The organism is Arthrobacter sp. StoSoilB5 (assembly GCF_019977235.1).
Classification (GTDB): Bacteria; Actinomycetota; Actinomycetes; order Actinomycetales; family Micrococcaceae; genus Arthrobacter.
Window position 1 is genome coordinate 3915719 of the sequence record NZ_AP024646.1, and the last position, 20570, is coordinate 3936288.

General features: G+C 60.9%; 22 protein-coding genes. 11 read left to right on the top strand and 11 right to left on the bottom strand.

Going from position 1 to position 20570, the window contains the following annotated elements; translation table 11 throughout:
* Positions 1-45 precede the first annotated feature (45 nt).
* From LDN75_RS17675 to glmS, 3 genes are read right to left on the bottom strand one after another with little or no spacing between them, the layout of a single operon-like run.
* Positions 46-1617 (bottom strand): NAD(P)H-hydrate dehydratase, encoded by a 1572-nt coding sequence (locus LDN75_RS17675; protein ID WP_223933910.1) that lies wholly within the window; start codon positions 1615-1617, stop codon positions 46-48.
* Between the two features lie 18 nt (positions 1618-1635).
* Positions 1636-1983 carry a holo-ACP synthase gene (locus LDN75_RS17680; RefSeq protein ID WP_223933912.1) on the bottom strand — a complete coding sequence of 116 codons (348 nt, stop codon included), beginning with the start codon at positions 1981-1983 and terminating at the stop codon, positions 1636-1638.
* A 4-nt stretch (positions 1984-1987) separates the two neighbouring features.
* Positions 1988-3871, bottom strand: coding sequence for a glutamine--fructose-6-phosphate transaminase (isomerizing) (gene glmS / locus LDN75_RS17685; protein WP_223933914.1), 1884 nt, complete (start codon positions 3869-3871; stop codon positions 1988-1990).
* 144 nt (positions 3872-4015) lie between these two features.
* Here glmS and coaA point away from each other — a divergent pair, with 144 nt between their 5' ends.
* Positions 4016-4981: a type I pantothenate kinase gene (gene coaA / locus LDN75_RS17690; RefSeq protein ID WP_223933916.1), complete on the top strand. Its 966-nt coding sequence runs from the start codon at positions 4016-4018 to the stop codon at positions 4979-4981.
* A 22-nt stretch (positions 4982-5003) separates the two neighbouring features.
* Positions 5004-5837, top strand: a complete 834-nt coding sequence (locus LDN75_RS17695; RefSeq protein WP_223937622.1) for a M15 family metallopeptidase — start codon at positions 5004-5006, stop codon at positions 5835-5837.
* Between the two features lie 109 nt (positions 5838-5946).
* Here the strand turns inward: LDN75_RS17695 and glmM are convergent, their stop codons facing one another.
* The 3 genes from glmM to rplM form a co-directional block, all read right to left on the bottom strand.
* Entirely contained in the window at positions 5947-7311 is a 1365-nt protein-coding gene (gene glmM, locus LDN75_RS17700; RefSeq protein WP_223933918.1) for a phosphoglucosamine mutase, read from the bottom strand.
* Between the two features lie 164 nt (positions 7312-7475).
* Positions 7476-7982, bottom strand: coding sequence for a 30S ribosomal protein S9 (gene rpsI / locus LDN75_RS17705; RefSeq protein WP_216925110.1), 507 nt, complete (start codon positions 7980-7982; stop codon positions 7476-7478).
* 38 nt (positions 7983-8020) lie between these two features.
* The gene (gene rplM, locus LDN75_RS17710) at positions 8021-8464 is read right to left on the bottom strand and encodes a 50S ribosomal protein L13 (protein ID WP_011775554.1); all 444 of its coding nucleotides are present in this window, start codon (positions 8462-8464) and stop codon (positions 8021-8023) included.
* 287 nt (positions 8465-8751) lie between these two features.
* Between rplM and LDN75_RS17715 the strand changes: the two genes are divergently transcribed.
* The 9 genes from LDN75_RS17715 (at position 8752) to LDN75_RS17755 (ending at position 16760) form a co-directional block, all read left to right on the top strand.
* The gene (locus LDN75_RS17715; protein WP_223933920.1) at positions 8752-9396 is read left to right on the top strand and encodes a prepilin peptidase; all 645 of its coding nucleotides are present in this window, start codon (positions 8752-8754) and stop codon (positions 9394-9396) included.
* A gap of 328 nt (positions 9397-9724) precedes the next feature.
* A complete protein-coding gene (locus LDN75_RS17720) occupies positions 9725-9919 on the top strand; it encodes a Flp family type IVb pilin (protein ID WP_223933922.1) in 195 nt (64 codons plus the stop codon).
* 114 nt (positions 9920-10033) lie between these two features.
* Entirely contained in the window at positions 10034-10441 is a 408-nt protein-coding gene (locus LDN75_RS17725; protein ID WP_223933924.1) for a TadE/TadG family type IV pilus assembly protein, read from the top strand.
* Positions 10429-11481 (top strand): Tad domain-containing protein, encoded by a 1053-nt coding sequence (locus LDN75_RS17730; protein WP_223933926.1) that lies wholly within the window; start codon positions 10429-10431, stop codon positions 11479-11481. The genes LDN75_RS17725 and LDN75_RS17730 overlap by 13 nt, the downstream gene beginning before the upstream one ends.
* 53 nt (positions 11482-11534) lie before the next feature.
* Positions 11535-12302, top strand: coding sequence for an RcpC/CpaB family pilus assembly protein (locus LDN75_RS17735; protein ID WP_223933928.1), 768 nt, complete (start codon positions 11535-11537; stop codon positions 12300-12302).
* A complete protein-coding gene (locus tag LDN75_RS17740; RefSeq protein ID WP_223933930.1) occupies positions 12299-13498 on the top strand; it encodes an AAA family ATPase in 1200 nt (399 codons plus the stop codon). Before LDN75_RS17735 ends, LDN75_RS17740 begins: the two co-directional genes overlap by 4 nt.
* Entirely contained in the window at positions 13495-14925 is a 1431-nt protein-coding gene (locus LDN75_RS17745; protein ID WP_223933932.1) for a CpaF family protein, read from the top strand. The genes LDN75_RS17740 and LDN75_RS17745 overlap by 4 nt, the downstream gene beginning before the upstream one ends.
* A 2-nt stretch (positions 14926-14927) precedes the next feature.
* Positions 14928-15869 (top strand): type II secretion system F family protein, encoded by a 942-nt coding sequence (locus LDN75_RS17750; protein ID WP_223933934.1) that lies wholly within the window; start codon positions 14928-14930, stop codon positions 15867-15869.
* A gap of 12 nt (positions 15870-15881) precedes the next feature.
* Entirely contained in the window at positions 15882-16760 is an 879-nt protein-coding gene (locus LDN75_RS17755; RefSeq protein WP_223933936.1) for a type II secretion system F family protein, read from the top strand.
* Positions 16761-16869: 109 nt separating this feature from the next.
* Here LDN75_RS17755 and truA read toward each other — a convergent pair whose 3' ends face one another.
* The 5 genes from truA to rpsM all read right to left on the bottom strand — a co-directional run bounded on the left by truA (position 16870) and on the right by rpsM (position 20410).
* Complete coding sequence (gene truA / locus LDN75_RS17760) at positions 16870-17760, bottom strand: tRNA pseudouridine(38-40) synthase TruA (RefSeq protein WP_223933937.1); 891 nt, start codon at positions 17758-17760, stop codon at positions 16870-16872.
* Between the two features lie 32 nt (positions 17761-17792).
* Positions 17793-18353: a 50S ribosomal protein L17 gene (rplQ, locus tag LDN75_RS17765; protein ID WP_223933939.1), complete on the bottom strand. Its 561-nt coding sequence runs from the start codon at positions 18351-18353 to the stop codon at positions 17793-17795.
* Between the two features lie 66 nt (positions 18354-18419).
* A complete protein-coding gene (locus LDN75_RS17770; RefSeq protein ID WP_011775567.1) occupies positions 18420-19430 on the bottom strand; it encodes a DNA-directed RNA polymerase subunit alpha in 1011 nt (336 codons plus the stop codon).
* Positions 19431-19579: 149 nt separating this feature from the next.
* Positions 19580-19981: a 30S ribosomal protein S11 gene (rpsK, locus tag LDN75_RS17775; RefSeq protein ID WP_014922380.1), complete on the bottom strand. Its 402-nt coding sequence runs from the start codon at positions 19979-19981 to the stop codon at positions 19580-19582.
* Between the two features lie 51 nt (positions 19982-20032).
* Positions 20033-20410 carry a 30S ribosomal protein S13 gene (gene rpsM / locus LDN75_RS17780; protein ID WP_011775569.1) on the bottom strand — a complete coding sequence of 126 codons (378 nt, stop codon included), beginning with the start codon at positions 20408-20410 and terminating at the stop codon, positions 20033-20035.
* Positions 20411-20570 lie beyond the last annotated feature (160 nt).

Consider the following 20570-nt stretch of genomic DNA (forward strand, 5'->3'; position numbering starts at 1 on the left):
AACTTGCTGCAAGCCTACTCATGACCCCTGACACGGAAAGTAACCTTACGGTCTTGTACGGTCGTATTCAGCAGTCAGCGAACCTATGACGCGCGGTACCGCTGCCATGATCGCCGAAGCAGTAAGGGGGCCACCATCAAAATCCTTCGACGCGATCGATCCAGCTCGGCCATGCACGCTCGCCGCAACCGCGGCCACAGCAGCCCAGCGGTCGTCCGGTTTCAAACCCAGGGCTGCGTACGCGCCGTCGTCGTCCCTGACGGCCTCCGCACATTGCGCCAGCAACGCGCCCAGGATGCCGGCAAGGACATCGCCGCTCCCGGCAGTCGCCATCCAGGCAGTGCCCTCGGACTGGCTGAAAACAACGCCCGACGGCGAGGCCACCAGTGTTGTAGCGCCCTTCAGCAGGACTGTGGCGCCGGTTTGTTCGGCTGCTTGCCGTACGAAGTGCAGCGGCCGGGATTCGACGTCCTCGCGGGTCACGGCAACCTCCCCGGTGGATGGAAGGGCTGCCAGGAGCGTCGCCAACTCCCCGGCGTGCGGAGTGAGGATCCAATTCGCGGGACAACGCTCTGGCAGGATGCTCAAGGCTCCGGCGTCGACGACGACCGGCAGCTCAGCGGCCAGCGCTGACTGTGCGGCGTCCCCGGCACGTCCGAGTTGATCCTCCCCGTCCACACCAGGACCGAGCAACCATGCTTGAACACGGCCAGGATCATCCGTCTCCCACAGGGCCTCCGGCGTCCGGGTCAGAACTTGGCGTGCCGCAGATTCCGGCCCTACATAGCGGACCATGCCCGCACCGGCCACCGCCGCCGCATGGACACTCAGCACGGCTGCCCCAGCAAAACGCGGCGAGCCCGCAACCACGCCGAGCACGCCACGGGAGTATTTATGGGAGCGGCGTCCGGGCTTGGGAAGCAAGGAGTGCAGGTCTGTGGCAGCAAGCCGGCGCAACTCAGGGGTATCCAAGGAGTCTTCGATCCCAATCTGCACCAGCACCACGCGTCCCGCACAGCCTTCGCCGGGGTCTGTCATCAATCCGGCCTTGATGCCACCGAAAGTCACTGTGACGTCGGCATCCAGCACCGGCCAGTGGACTTCCCCGGTGGTGGCATCCAGTCCACTGGGGAGGTCGCACGCCACGACGCAACGGGGCTTCAGCTCCTGAAGGGAAGCAACCAGCTCCGCAGAAGCATCACGCAATCCCCCGCGCGCGCCGGTGCCCAGGAGTGCATCGATAATGACGTCGTCGCCAGCGCACAGGACGGCAAGTTCCTCGGCGTTTCCAGGATCCAGTCGCAGCACACGGCCGCCTGCCGCCAGAAAAGCCGCCAGCGCCTCAGGGTGGACTTCCGCTGAGGCGAGTACCGCCGTCGTCCGCATGCCGCGGCGGGCGAGCAGGGAAGCCGCAAAGAGGCCGTCACCGCCGTTATTGCCCTTGCCTGCCAGGACTGTGACGCTGGCGCCGGCCACCTTCCGCCTGGCCTTAATCAAACGGGCCACTGCCTGTGCCAGGCCGTATGCGGCCCGTTGCATGAGAACAGCGCCCTCACCGGAGTCCAGGAGCGGTTGTTCCGCGTCCCTGATCTGTTGTCCGGTGAAGGCGCTGATCATCGCTATATTAAGGTCCGTTTAGCCCTCGGCGAGGACATATGCCGTGGCGATGCCGCCGTCGTGGCTCATTGACAGGTGCCAGCGTTTAACGCCCTTGGCGTCAGAAACGGCCAGAACCGTTCCTTTGACCTGGACGGTAGGACCATTCTCGTCAAGACCTATCCAGCAGTCCTGCCAGTTCATGCCCGCCGGGGCACCCAGGACCTTGGCCACCGCTTCCTTGGCAGCGAAGCGCGCAGCGAGTGACCTGGTGTTAAGTTCCCGTTCCGCAGGTACAAACAGCCTGTCCTTGAGCCCGGGGGTACGCTCCAGCTGCCGGGCGAACCGTTCGATGTCTACGACGTCTACGCCGATGCCAACAATCATGCGGTTATTCTACGGTCACGCTCTTGGCGAGGTTACGCGGCTGATCGACGTCGTAACCCTTCGCCCCGGCCAGTTCAGCAGCAAAGATCTGCAGAGGCACGGTGGTGAGCAGCGGCATGAGCAACGTGGGCGTCTCCGGGACGTAGAACACGTGCTCTGCGTAATCCTTGACCGACTCGTCGCCTTCCTCCGCAATGACCAGGGTACGTGCACCACGTGCGCGGACTTCCTGGATGTTGCTGACAACCTTGGAGTGCAGGGAGTCGCGGCCACGCGGGGACGGGACAACCACGAAAACCGGCTGGCCGTCGTCGATCAGGGCGATCGGACCATGCTTGAGTTCACCGGCGGCGAAGCCTTCAGCGTGGATGTAGGCAATTTCCTTGAGCTTCAAGGCGCCTTCCAGGGCCACAGGGAAGCCAACGTGGCGGCCCAGGAACAAGACGGACTTTTCGTCCTTCATGCTGCGGGCGAGTTCGCGCAAGGGACCTGCGTTGTCCAGGATCTTCTGAATCTTGGCCGGGATCTTGTTCAGGTCCGCGAGGACGTCCTTGATCTGGCCCGAGAAGATGTTGCCACGCAGCTGGGCCAGGTAAAGGCCAAGCAGGTAGGCGGCGGTGATCTGCGCGAGGAACGCCTTGGTGGACGCAACAGCAATTTCCGGACCAGCGTGCGTGTAGAGCACGGCATCGGATTCGCGCGGGATGGTGGAACCGTTGGTGTTGCAGATGGAGATCGTCTTGGCGCCCTGTTCGCGGGCGTAGCGGACTGCCATGAGCGTATCCATGGTCTCGCCGGACTGGCTGATGGACACTACCAGGGTGTTGGCGTCGACGATCGGATCGCGGTAACGGAACTCGTGTGCGAGCTCTACTTCCGTGGGGATACGGCACCAGTTTTCGATCGCGTACTTGGCAACCAGGCCAGCGTAGGCCGCGGTGCCGCAAGCGAGAACGATGATCTTGTCTACCTGCTTGAGCAGCTCCGGATCGATGCGGACTTCGTCCAGCGTCAGCTTTCCGTTGAGGTCCGAACGTCCCAGGAGAGTCTGGGCTACGGCGTCGGGCTGGTCGTGGATTTCCTTCTCCATGAAGGAGCTGAAGCCACCCTTTTCGGCAGAAGCCGGGTCCCAGTCGACGTGGTATTCCTTGCCTTCAGCGGGAGCGCCGAAGAAGTCCGTGATCTCCACGGAGTCCGCGGTGATGGTGACGATCTGGTCCTGGCCGAGCTCCACGGCGCGACGCGTGTAGTCGATAAAACCGGAGACGTCCGAGCCGAGGAAGTTCTCGCCTTCGCCAAGGCCAACCACCAGCGGGGAATTACGACGGGCTGCCACGACGACGTCGGGCTGGTCCGCGTGGACGGCGAGGAGGGTGAAGGCACCCTCGAGACGCTGGCAGGCCAGGCGCATGGCCTTGGTGAGGTCGCCGGCGTTGCCATTGAGATCGTTGCGGAAGATGTTGCCAACCAGCGCGGCAGCAACTTCGGTATCTGTTTCCGACTCGAATGTGACGCCCTTGCCCAGCAGCTCCTGCTTGAGCTCGGCGAAGTTTTCGATGATGCCGTTGTGAATCAACGCCAGACGCCCGCCGTCGGAAAGGTGGGGGTGTGCGTTACGGTCGGTGGGTCCACCATGCGTGGCCCAACGGGTGTGGCCAATGCCGGTCAGGGATTCGGGAACTGGGTTTGCTTCCAGTTCACTGATCAGGTTGCTCAACTTGCCGGACTTTTTACGGGACGAGATGGTCCCATCAGCCACCACTGCGACGCCAGCGGAGTCATAGCCGCGGTACTCAAGACGGCGCAGCCCCTCCACGACGACGTCAAGGGCGCTGTGACCAGCTGCCTTGCGAGACGAATTGCCAACATAGCCTACGATTCCACACATGGGTATAAGCCTAACGGCAAGGGCAAACAACTGATGTGGGACATCCTTCCTCCCCCTCTTGCCACCCAAGCTTTAATCGCTCACAATTCACCCTCCAGTCGTCGCGCATTTCCTGTTCCGCCGGGCTAAGGGCAGAATCAGAACGTGACTTTGCAACGCACCGAAGCAAACGGCGACGGCGCTTCTCCCTTTGTTGAGCTGGACCGCCAAACCTGGTCCCGGCTTGCAGCACAGATGGAGCAGCCCCTCAACGAAGAGGACGTATTCCGTCTGCGAGGCCTCGGCGATCCCCTCGATATGAAGGAAGTCCGGGAGGTTTATCTCCCCCTTTCACGGCTTCTGCACCTCTACGTCGAGGCATCACATCAGCTCCACGCGGCCACAACAACGTTCTTGGGTGAGCAAACCCAGCGCACCCCGTTCGTCATCGGTGTGGCCGGTTCCGTTGCTGTTGGTAAATCCACCATCGCCCGCGTGCTCCGTGAAATGCTCCGGCGCTGGCCGGGCACACCCAACGTGGAACTCATCACTACGGACGGCTTCCTCTACCCGTTGGCCGAATTGAAGCGCCGCCATCTGCTGGAGCGCAAAGGTTTCCCGGAGTCCTACGATCGCCGGGCGCTATTGCGTTTTGTGTCGGAAATCAAGGGCGGCGCCGAGGAAGTCCGGGCACCCTGGTACTCCCACGTCACGTACGACATCGTCCCGGGGAAGGAAGTTGTAGTGCGCCGCCCGGACGTACTGATCGTGGAAGGCCTCAATGTTTTGGCCCCTGCCAGGCCCCGCATGGATGGCAAACAGGGACTTGCGCTGAGCGACTTCTTTGACTTCTCCATTTACGTTGACGCCAAGACCTCCTACATCGAGGAGTGGTACGTGGACCGGTTCCGAAAGCTCCGCACCACGGCCTTCGCGCAGCCAGAGTCCTACTTCCACCGCTACGCCACGCTGTCCGATGAAGATGCCGAGTCGACAGCCCGCGGCATCTGGAAGCGCATCAACGAACCAAACCTCGAGGAGAACGTCCTCCCCACCCGTGGCCGTGCGCAGCTGGTGCTTACCAAGGACGCAGACCACTCCATCCGTCGCATGCTTTTGCGGAAGGTCTAGCGTGGACACCCAACCCCAGCCGATGCCCAGCCGCAGGGCATTCGCAGGTCTCCTCACTGCTGGCGCAGGAATGGCCGCACTGGCCGCCTGCACCCCGAATGGCCCGGCACCCTCCCCTAACGAGATTTCCGCGACACCTTCCGCCACTGGACCGGACGCCACGCCAACCCAAGTCACTGCCGTTACGCCCGCTGCGGTCAGCGAGCCTTCCAGCACTCCTCCCAGCGCAGCGCCTTCACAAGCCGCCACCAAGCAGTTCTCGCTGACCGACCCAGCCAGCCCTTGGGTGGTGGTCAACAAACACCGGCCGTTGAACCCGCAGAACTACGTCCCGGCGGATTTGGTCCAGCCGAACATCCGGCTCGCCGTCAGCGGCGAAGCCACACTCATGAACAGTACGACGGCGGCTGCCGCAGAGAAGATGTTCGCCGCAGCGGCGGCCGAGGGCGTCATCATGACATTGGCATCCGGGTACCGTTCCTATTCCACGCAGGTGGTCACGTACAACGGCTACGTCGCCAGCAGCGGCCAAGTGGCAGCCGATCGGGCTTCGGCACGCCCCGGTCATTCGGAACACCAAACGGGTTGGTCCTTTGATATTGCCGACGGCGGCGGTGCCTGCAGTTTCCAACCCTGCTTCGCCGAGCAGCCCGCGGCTATTTGGGCGAAAGCCAACGCGCACAAATTCGGTTTCATCGTCCGCTATCCATGGATGTTCCACGAAACCACCGGATACTTCTACGAGTCCTGGCACCTGCGCTACATCGGCGTCGAAGCGGCGACAGAGATGAACACCCGAGGCATCGCAACGCTTGAGGAGTACTTCGGCTTGGAAGCAGCACCGGACTACCTGTAGGGCCCGTCCTATTAAACGCCGGTCCCTTAAAACCAGTTCGGCCCGCTCTCCTGGAACCAGAAAACCGGTCATCCAGGAAGGCGGGCCGACGTTGCTTGGGAAGTGTTTCCTAGACAGCCAGTTCGCTGGGAGCGCCCAGGCGTTCTTTGACCACGGCAGCCAGGCTGTTGCAAATCCGCTCGGCCGTTTCCATGTCCGCAGCTTCCACCATGACGCGGACCAGGGCTTCAGTGCCGGACGGGCGGAGCAGCACGCGGCCGGTTTCGCCCAGTTCCAGTTCAGCAGCGGCTACCGCGGCGGCAACGCCTTCGTCAGTACCCGCCCGGGCCTTGTCCACGCCCTTGACGTTGATCATGAGCTGAGGGAGCTTGGTCATCGCCGTAGCGAGCTCCTTCAAGCTACGGCCCGTGAGGGCAACCTGCGCAGCAAGCTGCAGACCGGTGAGCACGCCATCGCCAGTGGTTGCGTAGTCGGAGAAGATCACGTGGCCGGACTGTTCGCCGCCCAGGTTGTATCCGCCGTCGCGCATTTCCTCCAGCACGTAACGGTCGCCAACAGCGGTTTCGCGGATGGTGATGCCGGCATTGCGGAGGGCAATCTTGAGTCCGAGGTTGCTCATGACCGTGGCAACCAGGATGCTGTCCTTGAGCTTGCCCGCTTCATTGAGTGCCAGCGCCAGGATCGCCATGATCTGGTCGCCATCTACTTCGTTGCCTTCGTGGTCTACAGCGAGGCAGCGGTCGGCGTCGCCGTCGTGGGCAATGCCGAGGTTCGCGCCATGCTTGACGACTGCTTCCTTCAACGGACCCAGGTGGGTGGAGCCCACGCCGTCGTTGATGTTCAGACCGTCCGGCTCAGCCCCAATGACGACGACATCCGCGCCGGCGTCCTTGAACACCTGCGGCGAACAACCACTCGCAGCGCCGTGAGCGCAGTCCAGGACAACCTTCAGGCCCTCGAGGCGCTTGGGGAGGGTGCCGAGCAAGTGGACAATGTAACGGTCCTCAGCGTCGGAAAAGCGCTGGATGCGTCCGACGTCGCCGCCTACGGGGCGCTGTGGCTCTTTGCCCAGCTGTGCTTCGATGGCGTCCTCGACGTCGTCGGGCAGCTTCTGGCCGCCGCGTGCGAAGAACTTGATCCCATTGTCAGGAGCCGGGTTGTGGGAGGCCGAGAGCATAACGCCGAAATCGGCGTCGAGGTCTGCCACCAGATAGGCCGCAGCCGGGGTGGGCAGCACCCCGGCGTCATAGACATCGATGCCGGAGCTGGAGAGCCCCGCTTCGACGGCGGCGGCAAGGAACTCGCCACTCGCTCTGGGGTCCCGGGCGACTACGGCGCGAGGCCGCTTGCCATCGGTTGTGCGGTCATGGCCGAGTACGACGGCGGCGGCCTGGGCAAGCTGCATAGCCAGCTCGGCGGTGAGCAATCCGTTCGCGAGACCGCGCACGCCATCTGTTCCAAATAATCTAGACATCGGCTCAAGTTTAGACGACGACGGGACAGCACCCGTCCAGCCCGCGTGTCGGGACGTCATGTGTGCGGTTCAAATCCGGCTCTCAGCATGCCCTGTGGGGTGCCTAAAACGACGAAAGCCCGCCCCGCCGAAAACGGCGGGACGGGCCTTCGAGTAAGCGCAGATTAACGCTTGGAGTACTGCTGAGCCTTGCGTGCCTTCTTGAGACCAGCCTTCTTACGCTCGATGACGCGGGCGTCACGGCGCAGGTAACCGGCCTTCTTGAGGGTGGCGCGGTTGTTGTCGACGTCGATCTCGTTCAGCGAGCGGGCAACACCGAGGCGCAGTGCACCGGCCTGGCCGGAGATGCCACCACCGTGGATGCGGGCGATGACGTCGTAGGCGCCTTCAAGATCAAGGATCTTGAAGGGCTCGTTGACATCCTGCTGGTGCAGCTTGTTCGGGAAGTAGTTCTCCAGCGTGCGGCCATTGATGATCCACTTGCCGGAACCCGGGATGACGCGAACGCGTGCAACGGCTTCCTTGCGGCGGCCAACGGCTGCACCGGCAACGGTCAGTGCCGGGCGCTCCTTCTTGGGCGCATCTTCAACAGATGTGCTTTCAGAGGTGTAGCTGGTGAGGGTTTCCTCAGCCTCGACGGCTTCGGCGGTCAGTTCTTCGTTCTGAGCCACGGTTCTCCTTGTAATGAAAAGTTGTTTGGTGGCCAGGACTACTGGGCGACCTGGGTGATTTCGAAAGTCTTCGGCTGCTGTGCAGCGTGCGGGTGCTCGGGGCCTGCGTAGACCTTGAGCTTGCCCAGCTGCTGAGCGGCGAGGGAGTTCTTGGGGAGCATGCCCTTGATGGCCTTCTCAACAGCGCGAACCGGGTTGGATTCCAGCAGCTCGGCGTAGTTGACGGAGGTCAGGCCGCCCGGGTAGCCGGAGTGGCGGTATGCGCGCTTCTGCTCCAGCTTGGCGCCGGTGAGGGCAACCTTTTCAGCGTTGATGATAATGACGAAGTCGCCCATGTCCATGTGGGACGCAAAGGTCGGCTTGTGCTTTCCGCGCAGCAGTGTTGCGGTCTGGCTGGCAAGACGACCAAGGACAACGTCGGTGGCGTCAATGACGTGCCACTGGCGGTTGATATCGCCGGGCTTCGGGGTGTACGTACGCACGGTTTTGCCTCGTTCTTGTTCTGGCGTTCATGTTTTAGGCGACACGCAGTGAGGCGTGTACCTACTATGTATGCGTTACCGGAGCAGAGGTGAGGGCTCTATAGACCAGTCATCCCAGAATCTCGATATGTCTCTTGAGTTAACGACCCTGCAACTGGATCCCCGAGAAGGCATGTGTCATCGAGATAGGACACGCACAACGACTCTAAACAATACCTTCAACGGGCCGTCCGGGTCAAAATGGGGTATCCGCCCCTCGGGGTTGCATGCGCTTTGAGGGAGAGTACATGACCAACGGTCCCGTTTTCCTGCTCCTGCTCGCCGTCGCCGGCCTGCTGTTGAGCCCGGCCGTCGAGTTCGTGATCGCCCGCCGCTATCCGCGATTTGGCGAACTCCCCTCCACTACGGTCCGGATTACGACGGCGGCAGTCACCGCGCTGCTGTTTGCCTTGCTTGGGTGGCGCTTTGGTTTTACCGCGGAATTGCCGGCGTTCCTTTTATTGGCACTTCTTGGGGTGCAGCTTTCGAGAATTGATTTCACCCTCCATTTGCTGCCAAACCCCCTCGTTTTGTTCCTGCTAGGGGGCGGTCTTGTTCTCCTTGCCACGTCGGCAGCACTGGATCCCGCCTGGCCCGAGCTGCTCCGGGCCCTCGCCGGAGGCCTCATACTCTTCGTTGGCTACCTGATTCTGGGACTTATTTCGCCGAGAAGCCTCGGAATGGGCGATGTGAAGCTCGCAGCACCACTTGGACTGTACTTGGGGTACTTGGGTTGGAAGCAAGTACTCTACGGCGGACTACTGGGATTCGTGGTGGGCGGGGTGCTCACGGTGCTGCTGTGGCGGCTAAGTCGCAAGGAAAAGCCCGCAGAAACAGCCCACGGCCCGGCGATGGTTGTCGCGGCACTGGGTGTAACTCTCCTACTTCAGTAGGGCCGGGCTCTTGGGTTTCCGGGGGCTGTGCATGGGTTCGAAAATATAAGGCTGCTGTCGATTCCAAGTAGTCGCTTGCCCTTTTTGACTTCCAAACTGAGTACTTCGCTGTCCTTCTACGGGTGACCACGCGATATGCGATGCAGGAATTCGAGTACGACTACGCATTGTTCAGGGGCACGCCCAGGGTGAATTCTTATCTCATCGAATTCCGAACCGCTAAAGGCAACATGGGGGTAGTTCGGGAATCGAAGGCAAATTCCGATAATTTGCTGGACCTATATCCATGATTTACCAAACCCAAAATTCATCTGGGAAGGATTTTCCAATGTCTGCTCTTATGTTCACCATCACTTCGTACATCGCCGGCGTCAAGGACCGCTTCACCTCCGAGGAGAAGGGCGCGACGATGGTGGAATACGGCCTCATGGTCGCCCTGATCGCGGTAGTGGTTGCAGTGGCGGTCGGTCCCCTGGGCTTGGCTATCCAAGGCCTGTTCGGCGGCGTCACCGCCTCGCTCTGACATCAGCTGCAGTGGCCGGTGGCCGTGGCATAAACACAGTCCACAGCCGCCGGCCACTCCTCTTAAGCGCTATTACCGCAAACCCCACTGGGGATCCGGGTCTGGGAGACAGTCGTGAAATCGAAGAAGAAAGAGCGCGGAGCAGTAGCCGTGGAAATGGCAATCCTGTTGCCGCTGCTGCTGCTGATCTTAATCGGGATTATGGAATTCGGGCGGGTGCTCAACGTCCAAGTGTCCCTCACACAAGCAGCTCGGGAGGGCGCCCGTTATGCAGCCGTTCACTACCAGGATGGTGGTCTGAACGTATCCGGTACGGCTTTGGCCGCAGCACCGTCCCTTAGTGGCCTGGGAGTTTCAGTTACAGATAACGCGTCAAGCTGTGCTCCCGGCTCCAACGTCACAGTGACAACCAGTGTCTCCCTGACTTCCATGTCCGGCTTCCTTGATGCCGGATTCTTTGGTGGGCCAGGCATCTTCCCGCTGAACATGACTGGGGTAGGAGTGATGAGATGCGGTGGCTAAGGAATTTCCGGAGTCTTCGTCAGTCCCAGTTTCAGGGCGATGCCAACGAGTCCGGGGAGCGCGGTGCTGCGACGGTCATCGTCGCCGGGCTCATGGTAGTCCTGTTGGGCTTTGCCGCCTTGGCTGTTGATGTGGGGGCTCTCTACGCGGAGAAAGCACAGTTGCAAAATGGCGCCGACGCCGCCGCACTGGCAATTGCCACTGACTGTGCCGGGGGTAGTTGTGGAAACAGCACAGCGACGGGAAATCAATTCGCCAATAGCAACGCGAATGACAACTCCAGCGGTGCCGTTGTTACCTTCCCGGCAGCCACAACAGTTCGGGTAGTGACTAATGCCCGGGACGCAGGCTCCGGCGCAAACAGTTTCTCACTGTTCTTCGCACAGGCCTTCGGGATTGAAACTGCCACTGTAGGTGCGACAGCGGAAGCGTCCTGGGGTGCTCCGTCCAGCGCAACCACACTCCCTTGGACTGTCAGTGAGTGCGTCTTCAAGAAGTATCTTTCGCCAACACAACTTGCCTCGCTCAATTCCACTGGGAATTTTGCGGGCGATCCAATCCCAACGCACCTTCTATTGCGTTACGACACGAATGCTCCGACCGTTCCGGGCTGCGCAGCACAAAACGGCTATCAACCGGGGGGCTTTGGCTGGTTGGTCACCACGTCTGGTTGCTCCACCGACATCTCAATCAATGCAACAGTCAACGGTCAAACCGGAAACCATTTCCCCAACGACCCCGCCTGCAATTCCGTGCTGGCCCACATCATGGACGAGCCAGCTCTAATGCCGCTTTTCAAGACAGCGACAGGCAACGGATCCAACGCGAAGTACACACTGGTTGGTTTCGCGGCTTTTCAGGTCACTGGCTACAGGTTCAGCGGTTCCGGCGGCGTACAGGACCCCGCTGCTCCGGCCTGCACCGGCAACTGCCGCGGCCTCCAAGGGTTTTTCTCCCGCTTCGTGTCACTCGAAGAGGGTTCGCAAATGTCGGGGGGCATTCCCAACTATGGAGCGTCAGTTGTAACGCTCACCGAATAGGCGCCCCTGGGCGTCTGCTATCAACCTCATGAGAACTCGAAGGGAGTTACAAAGTGAAAACACGCCTACTGGGAGGCATTGCAGCACTGCTATTAGCAGTCATTGGCACCGTCTTGCTGGTCACCTATGTTCAGGGGGCCGACAAGCGGGCGCAGCAAGGGCTTGATCCCGTCAGCGTACTTGTGGTGAAGGAACGTATTCCGGCCGGCACCAAAGTCGAAGAAATTCAATCGAAGGTCAAGGCGGAGACCCTGCCGCAATCCGCGGTTGCACCAGGCACCATCAACGCCCTTACCGATCAAAAAGGCAAGGTCACTTCGGCGGAGCTTCAGCCCGGCGAACAATTGCTGGGAGTGAAACTGGTTGATCCCAAGGATCTGGCTCCGGGAACGGTGCCCGTGCCGGAGGGTTTGCAGGAATCAACCTTTGTCCTGGCCCCCGAGCGCATACTCGGCGGTCGGATCGAAGCCGGCGACACCGTCACGGTATTTGCGTCATTCAAGTTGGACGACGCGGTTCCTGCCGGCGCCAACCTGCCAGCCGGTCTGACGGGCTGGAAAAACTTCACTGAGCTGCTTTACCACGATGTTCTCGTCACTGCTGTCCAACAAGCGGCCCCTGACGCGGAAAAATCCGCCGGGGCAGACAAGGGAGTAGCACTCCCGAACGGTTCAGCCTACGTGACGGTGGCCCTGAGTGATGCCAACGCCGCCAAAATGGTTTTCGGTGCAGAGTTCGGGACGTTGTGGCTCTCCAAGCAGACGGACAAAACCGCAAAGAGCGATCCACCGACGACAACCTTCGGAGGGCTGGTCCAATGAGCCGCTTTGTAGCCATCACTGCAGTTCGTGATTTTGAAGGCCGCGTGCGCCAGGCCATCGCCGGGGCACTCCATGGGGACCTGCAAACGCTCTCCCCCGACGTACTCCGGGGTGGGACGGATGACGTCTTCAAGGAACTCACAGGGGCGCCACCGGAGGTGATGATTCTGGGACCGGGCGTAAGTCCGGACGACGCTTTGAAGCTGGCCACGGTCTTCGACCTCCAATATCCGGAAATCAGCCTGTTGCTGGTGGCCGAACCCAGCCCCGAGATCGTTCTTCGTGCCATGCATTCGGGCATCCGGGACGTTGTTACACCGGAAATTGAGGTTAACGAGCTGCGGATACTCCTGGAACGAGCCTGCCTGGCCTCCGCCAGCCGGCGTCGTGGAATGCAGCCAGCTGCTGAATCCGGTCAGGACAGAGGCCGGGTCATTGCCGTCATGTCCCCGAAAGGCGGAGTCGGCAAGACAACGGTTGCAACAAATTTGGCGGTCGGTCTTGGAGCCCTGGCGCCTATGAGCGTGGTCATTGTTGATCTTGACCTGCAATTCGGCGACGTCGCCTCTGGACTGCTGCTGGAACCAGAACACTCGATTACCGAGGCTGTTCATGGTGCGGCTGCCCAGGACTCGATGGTGCTCAAGGCATTCCTCACCGTCCACCCGGCGGGAATCTATGCACTTTGTGCACCGCAGAAGCCATCGGAGTCGGATTACATCACAGCTGACCACGTCACAAGGCTCCTCAACCAGCTGGCCACGGAATTCAAGTACGTGGTGGTAGACACAGCACCGGGACTTGGCGAACACTGCCTGGCGACTCTTGAGCTTGCCACGGACGGGGTCTGGGTCTGCGGCATGGACGTCCCCAGCATTCGTGGGCTCCGGAAGTGCTTCAGCGTACTGAGGGAACTTCAGCTCTTGCCACAGGGCAGACACACGGTGCTGAACTTCGCGGATAGAAAGAGCGGCATCTCGGTACAGGACGTTGAGGCGACCATCGGTGTCCCTATTGATACCGTCATCCCCCGTTCCCGGAACCTGCCGTTCTCCACGAACCGGGGTGTCCCAGTGCTCCAAGGCACCACTCGGGATTCAGCCACGAAGGGGCTCAAAAAGCTTGTTGAGCGATTCGATCCCCGTCTGGAAACAGTTACTCCGAGCAAGCTGCACCGGAGGGTGGTGGTGTCATGAAACTGTCAGAAAGGCTCACGAGGAACAACCCGCTTGCCGCCGTCGAAATCAAGGAAGCCGAGCCTGGAGGACAGGCCGCCAGCGTAGCGCCAACAGCGAATTCTCCGATGTTGGGAGGGGCTCCGTCTGCACCCGTGGTCGATGCCCTTTCAGGCCTTAAGCAAAGGGCCGCTTCGGCACTCTTCGAGCGAATGGGCTCTAGGCTTGGGGACGCCTCCTCGTCGGAGGAAGAGCTTCGGTCCTTCGCCGTGGACGAACTTTCAGCTGTCATTGATGACGAGCAAGTGCCACTTTCACCCGAGGAACGCCGCCGGCTGATCCGCGAGATTTCGGATGAGGTCATGGGCTTCGGTCCACTGCAGCGTCTCTTGGAGGATCCCTCGGTTACGGAGGTGATGGTCAACCGCTTTGACCAGATTTACGTTGAGCGTCACGGTCACCTGGCACTGACTGACCTGCAATTCAGCTCGGACGCGCACCTCAGGAAAGTCATCGAACGGATCGTGTCCAAGGTCGGACGACGGATAGACGAGTCTTCCCCGCTTGTTGATGCGCGCCTCGAGGACGGCTCCCGCGTCAATGCGATTATCCCGCCGCTTGCTGTCAACGGACCCTCGCTGACCATCAGGAAATTCAGCCACGTTCCACTCACCGTCCGCAACCTGATCGAGTGGGAATCCATCAGCCACGAAATGGCGGAGCTACTGAGCGCCTGTGTGTTGGCCCGGCTCAATGTCATCGTCTCTGGGGGCACCGGAACAGGGAAGACGACTCTCCTGAACGTCTTGTCTTCCTTCATCCCGGAGTCCGACCGCATCGTCACTATTGAGGACGCAGTGGAGCTTCAATTGCAACAGCGCCACGTGGTCAGATTGGAGAGCCGCCCGCCCAATATCGAAGGCAAGGGCGCCATCACCATTCGGGATCTGGTCCGCAACTCCCTCCGCATGCGGCCCGACCGGATCATCGTGGGCGAGGTTCGTGGCGGAGAGTCGCTGGACATGTTGCAGGCGATGAACACCGGCCACGATGGCTCATTGTCCACCGTCCATGCAAACTCGCCGCGGGATGCGATCGCGCGCCTTGAGACGCTCGTGTTGATGGCTGGCATGGATCTACCGCTCAGGGCCATCCGCGAGCAGGTGTCCTCTGCCGTGGACGTGATCGTCCAAGTGACACGCTTGCGGGACGGCAGCCGCCGCGTCACGCACGTGACCGAAGTGCAGGGTATGGAGGGCGACGTCGTGACGCTGCAGGACGCTTTCCTCTTTGACTATTCTGCTGGCTTGGATGCCCAAGGGCGTTTCCTCGGCAGGGCTCTGCCAACGGGTATCCGGCCAAGGTTCCTGGACCGTTTTGCAGAACTCGGTATCACGGTATCGCCATCCGTGTTTGGCGTCGCTCCCGTAACTGCGGGGAGGCGATAGCCATGGATACGCCGGCGCTTTTTGTTACAGCCATCGGCCTTTGCGTCGTTGCCCTCATGGTGCTCGTCATCGTCGTCCTGAAGCCACGCAACGGAAGCATTCCCTTGGAACGCCGGCGCCTGGGCACGGCGCCTGACGATTCCGCAGTGGGCCGCGTTTCACAGTCTGCAGTCCAATTTATGGACACTGCACTGGGCCGCTCCGGTGGACCGTTTAATCGCGACGTTCTTTATAACGCAGGAGTCAAGCAAGCACCTGCCGACTTCACCGTTATGGTTGTCGTCGGCACGGTGATCGTGGGCGTCATCGGCAGCTTCCTCATCAATGTGTTTATCGGTATCTTGCTGGCACTGGCCACGCCATTCGTTGCGAAACTGCTGCTGGTGTTCAAGACCGAAAAACGCCGCGGGAAATTTGAGTCGCAGCTAACGGATACCATCCAGATGTTGATTGGTGGCCTCCGCGTCGGCCACAGCATCATGCGGTCATTCGAAGCAGCTGCACAGGAAGCACAAGCACCCACCTCGGAAGAATTGGGCCGGATCGTCAATGAAGTGAGGATCGGCAAGGACGCCCGCCAAGCCATCGAAGACTGCGCCGACCGCATGGACAGCGAGGACTTCCGCTGGATTGGCCAGGCCATACAAATCAATCGCGAAGTGGGCGGTGACTTGGCAGAGGTACTGGAGCAAGTCGCCGGCACCATCCGGGAGCGCAGCGAAGTCAAGGGACACGTGCGTGCCCTCAGTGCCGAAGGCAAGATGTCGGCCGTCATTCTCATGGCACTCCCGGTGGCAGTCGGACTGTTCGTGACAGCCATCAACCCGGGCTACATGAGGGTCTTCGTTCAACATCCCATAGGAATTGCCCTGATGGTTGCCAGCGCGATCCTGTTCACCGTCGGTGGCTTCTGGATGAGCCGCACCGTAAAGATTAAGTTCTAGGAGGCTGTGCTCATGACTCCCATGGCTTGGCTGATCATCGCTGTGATCGTCCTCCCCATTGCCTATTTCGCGTGGTCGTTAGCCACCATTGACCGCAAGTCCGTGGTGGCAATTCAGACAAATCTTGGTTCCGGATTCGCCCAGGGCACTGGCGTGAATATCCACCGCCCCCCGATTTTGTTAGGGCTGGCCCGGAAACTCACCCCTGGCAGTTACGAAGCCAAACTCGATCAATGGCTGGCGCTTGCCGGACGTCCCAAGTCGATGCCCCTGACCAAACTCATCGCCATCAAACCAGCTCTCGCCCTTGCGGGCGCTGTAGGCGGAGTCCTGCTGGTCGCCAGCAACCCGAGCCCCACAATGATCGGCCTTGGGTTGTTCCTGACAATCCTGTTGTACTTCCTTCCGGATCTCTTGATCTACAACACCGGGATCAAGCGCCAAGAGGCCATACAGCTGGAATTCCCGAACACGTTGGACCAAATGCTCATCTCCGTTGAGGCAGGACTCGGTTTCGAAGCGGCAATGGAACGGGCCTCCTCTTATGGCACAGGACCTCTGGCCCTGGAATTGATGCGAACACTCCAAGACATCCAAGTGGGCCGTCCACGGCAGGAAGCCTATGAGGCCATGGCCGAACGGTCCACTGTCCCTGACGTCCGCAGCTTTGTCCTCGCAGTGATCCAAGCTGACAAATATGGCATCGGCATCGCCAACGTCCTCCGTGCACAAGCCAAGCAAGCCCGGGTCAAGCGTCGTCAGAAAGCAGAAGAGAAAGCGATGAAGTTGCCTGTCAAGGTGCTTTTCCCGCTGATGTTCTGCATATTTCCGGTGCTTTTCATAGTCCTTCTGGGTCCCGCTGTCATCAAGATCATCCAGATGTTCACCTGATCTTGCCCGCGGGAAATAGACCGGCCGTTCACGGATCCCAGACCGCGGACGGCCACAACGGCCCCCTTCCGGTACCCAGAGCCGGGAGGGGGTCCTCCAACGTCCGGACTTACTCGCGCCGGGCCCTGGTCAACTCAGCCCGCGCCAGCAACTCGCTGTCCGACGGGTATGCAACTTCCTCCAACACCAACGGATGCGGTGCCGCCAGTACGGACTTCGCATCACGCTTCCGTTCCAGCAGACGTTCATGCAGCCAGCCTGGTTGCTCCAGGCCCTCCCCCACACGCAATGCCGAGCCCACTAAGGACCTGACCATGTTGTGGCAGAACGCATCGGCTTGAACGGTGGCAACAATGACCCCGTCGCTTGCCCGTTCGAATTCAAACCTCTGCAGTTCGCGGATGGTGGTGGCGCCTTCCCGGGGCTTGCAGTAGGAGCGGAAGTCCTGGAGCCCCAGCAACTGGGAAGCGCCCTCGTTCAACAGGGAAATGTTCAACGGCGCTTTGTGCCACAGTGTGATCCCACGCAGCACCGGATCCCAGCGCTCCGCGCCATCGGCAATGCGGTAACTGTAGCGACGCCACAAGGCGGAGAACCGGGCGTCAAAACCCTCGGGCGCCAGACCGGCGTCGTGCACTTCAATGGCGCCGGTAAGATCGCCAAGGACGCGGCTAAGGGCGCCGCGAAGGCGACGCAAAAGCGCGACGGCGGGGTCGAGTTCGTGCCCACGCGGAAGTCCAAGCCACTCGGCTTCAGTAAGGTCCAAATGGACCACCTGGCCGCGTGCGTGGACACCGGCGTCGGTGCGGCCAGCAACCGTAACCCGGACCGGACGGCGTACGAGGAGCGCTAAAGCTTCCTCAAGTGAGCCCTGCACGGTGAGCAGACCAGGCTGAAGGGCCCAGCCGTTGAAAGGTCCACCGTCGTAGGAAAGATCCATCCGGACACGCAAAAACCCGCCGCCCTCCAAAGCGGGGGCAGCGGGTTTTCGTTCGTTCATAGACTTAAGTCTACTAAGAAGAATTCAGTGAATTACTTCTTGTCCTCAGCGGCCGGAGCCTCTTCGGTTTCAGCAGCTTCAGCGTCAGCAGCCTCAGCCTCAGCGGCCGGAGCCTCTTCGGTTTCAGCAGCTTCGGTCTCTACAGCCTCGGTCTCAACAACCTCTTCCTCAGCAGCCGGGGCAGCCTTGGCAGCAGCAGCGGTTGCTTCAGCAACTACGGCCTGCTTCGGGGAAACCGGCTCGAGGACGAGCTCGATGACAGCCATGGGAGCGTTGTCGCCCTTGCGGTTGCCGATCTTGGTGATACGGGTGTAGCCACCATCGCGGTTGGCAACGGCGCCGGCGATGTCGGTGAACAGCTCGTGGACAATGCCCTTGTCGCTGATCAGGCCGAGAACGCGGCGGCGGGAAGAGAGGTCGCCACGCTTGGCGAAGGTGACCAAACGCTCTGCGTACGGCTTCAGGCGCTTGGCCTTGGTGACCGTGGTGGTGATGCGCTTGTGCTCAAACAGAGCAGCTGCCAGGTTCGCGAGCATCAGGCGCTCGTGAGCCGGGCCGCCTCCGAGGCGCGGACCCTTAGTGGGGGTAGGCATAATTATTTCTCCTGTTGTGTAAGCCGGTCAGGTCCATCGCTGGACCATACGGCCAAGATCTGCTTTTTAGAGCTCGTCGTCGCTGAACGCGGCGTCGTCCTCTTCGATGGCTGCGGCGCGGGCTGCGAGATCGAAACCGGGAGGGGAGTCCTTGAGGGACAGACCCAGTTCGACGAGCTTTGCCTTGACCTCGTCAATGGACTTCGCACCGAAGTTACGGATGTCCATCAGGTCAGCCTCGGAGCGGGCAACGAGTTCACCCACGGTGTGGATGCCCTCACGCTTGAGGCAGTTGTAGGAACGGACGGTAAGGTCCAGATCCTCGATCGGCAGAGCCATGTCCGCTGCCAGGGCAGCGTCCGTCGGCGACGGGCCAATCTCGATACCTTCAGCTGCGGTGTTCAGCTCACGAGCCAGACCGAACAGTTCCACCAGGGTGGTGCCTGCAGAAGCAACGGCGTCGCGCGGAGCGATTGCCTGCTTGGTCTCGACGTCGACAATGAGCTTGTCGAAGTCGGTGCGCTGCTCAACACGGGTAGCTTCCACGCGGAAGGTTACCTTCATGACCGGCGAGTAGATCGAGTCAACCGGAATACGGCCGATCTCGGAGTCGCCGGACTTGTTCTGAGCTGCCGAAACGTAGCCACGGCCGCGCTCGATGGTCAGTTCGAGTTCGAACTTGCCCTTCGAGTTCAGAGTGGCAATGTGCAGATCCGGGTTGTGGAATTCGACGCCGGCCGGCGGAGCGATGTCCGCGGCGGTGACGACTCCGGGGCCCTGCTTGCGCAGGTAAGCAACAACCGGCTCGTCGTGCTCGGAGGAAACCGAAAGGTTCTTGATGTTCAGGATGATCTCGGTGACATCTTCCTTGACACCCGGAACCGTGGTGAACTCGTGCAGCACGCCATCGATCCGGATGCTGGTTACAGCGGCACCGGGGATGGAGGAGAGCAGGGTACGGCGGAGGGAGTTTCCGAGGGTGTAGCCGAAGCCCGGCTCCAGCGGTTCAATGATGAAACGGGAGCGGTTCTCGGATACAACTTCTTCAGACAGGGTGGGGCGCTGTGCAATGAGCACTTAGGTTTCCTTTCGGCGAGCATCCGCTATATGACGCAACACAGGTGGTGGAAATCGGCTTCGGTTTCCAGCCTGACCAGCCGGGCCATGCTTGTAGATGGTCGAAACCATGTACAGCAGGCCCGGCCGGTCAGGCAGGGAATACCTAATTAGACGCGGCGGCGCTTCGGCGGGCGGCAACCGTTGTGGGCGCTGGGGGTGACGTCCTGGATGGAGCCAACCTCGAGGCCAGCAGCCTGAAGCGAACGGATTGCGGTTTCGCGTCCGGATCCCGGGCCCTTGACGAATACGTCAACCTTGCGCAGACCGTGCTCCTGAGCGCGCTTTGCAGCAGCTTCGGCAGCCATCTGGGCAGCGAACGGGGTGGACTTACGGGAGCCCTTGAAGCCAACCTCACCGGCGGAAGCCCAGGAGATTACAGCACCGTTCGGGTCCGTGATGGACACGATGGTGTTGTTAAAGGTGCTCTTGATGTGCGCCTGGCCAAGCGCAATATTCTTCTTATCCTTGCGACGCGGCTTACGAACCGCTCCACGAGTCTTCGGGGGCATTGTTTCTCCTACAGAAAGTTATCGGGGGAAAACCAGGTCAATCCCGAGGGATTAACGTCCGGCCTTCTTCTTGCCGGCGACGGTGCGCTTCGGGCCCTTGCGGGTACGAGCGTTGGTCTTCGTACGCTGTCCGCGTACTGGCAGGCCCTTGCGGTGGCGCAGGCCTTCGTAGCTGCCGATCTCAACCTTGCGGCGGATGTCAGCGGCTACCTCGCGGCGAAGGTCACCCTCAACCTTGTAGTTGCCTTCAATGTAGTCACGCAGCTGGACCAGCTCGGCGTCAGTCAGGTCCTTGACGCGAACGTCAGCGCTGATGCCGGTGGCAGCCAGGGTTTCGTGTGCACGGGTCTTGCCCACGCCGTAGATGTAAGTAAGCGCAATTTCCAACCGCTTTTCGCGGGGAATGTCTACGCCAGCGAGACGAGCCATAGTGGCGGTACTCCTTGAATAAACCGGAGGTCGTAGGCAGTACACCCACACGATCCGTGTGGCCCCAGCCTCCGACCGGGGGTACGCTGACCAGGCTCTGTAATGCAGTCCTGGCACAACTTGTGCTGCCTTTATTTACTTGCGTGGGCTAGCAACCCAG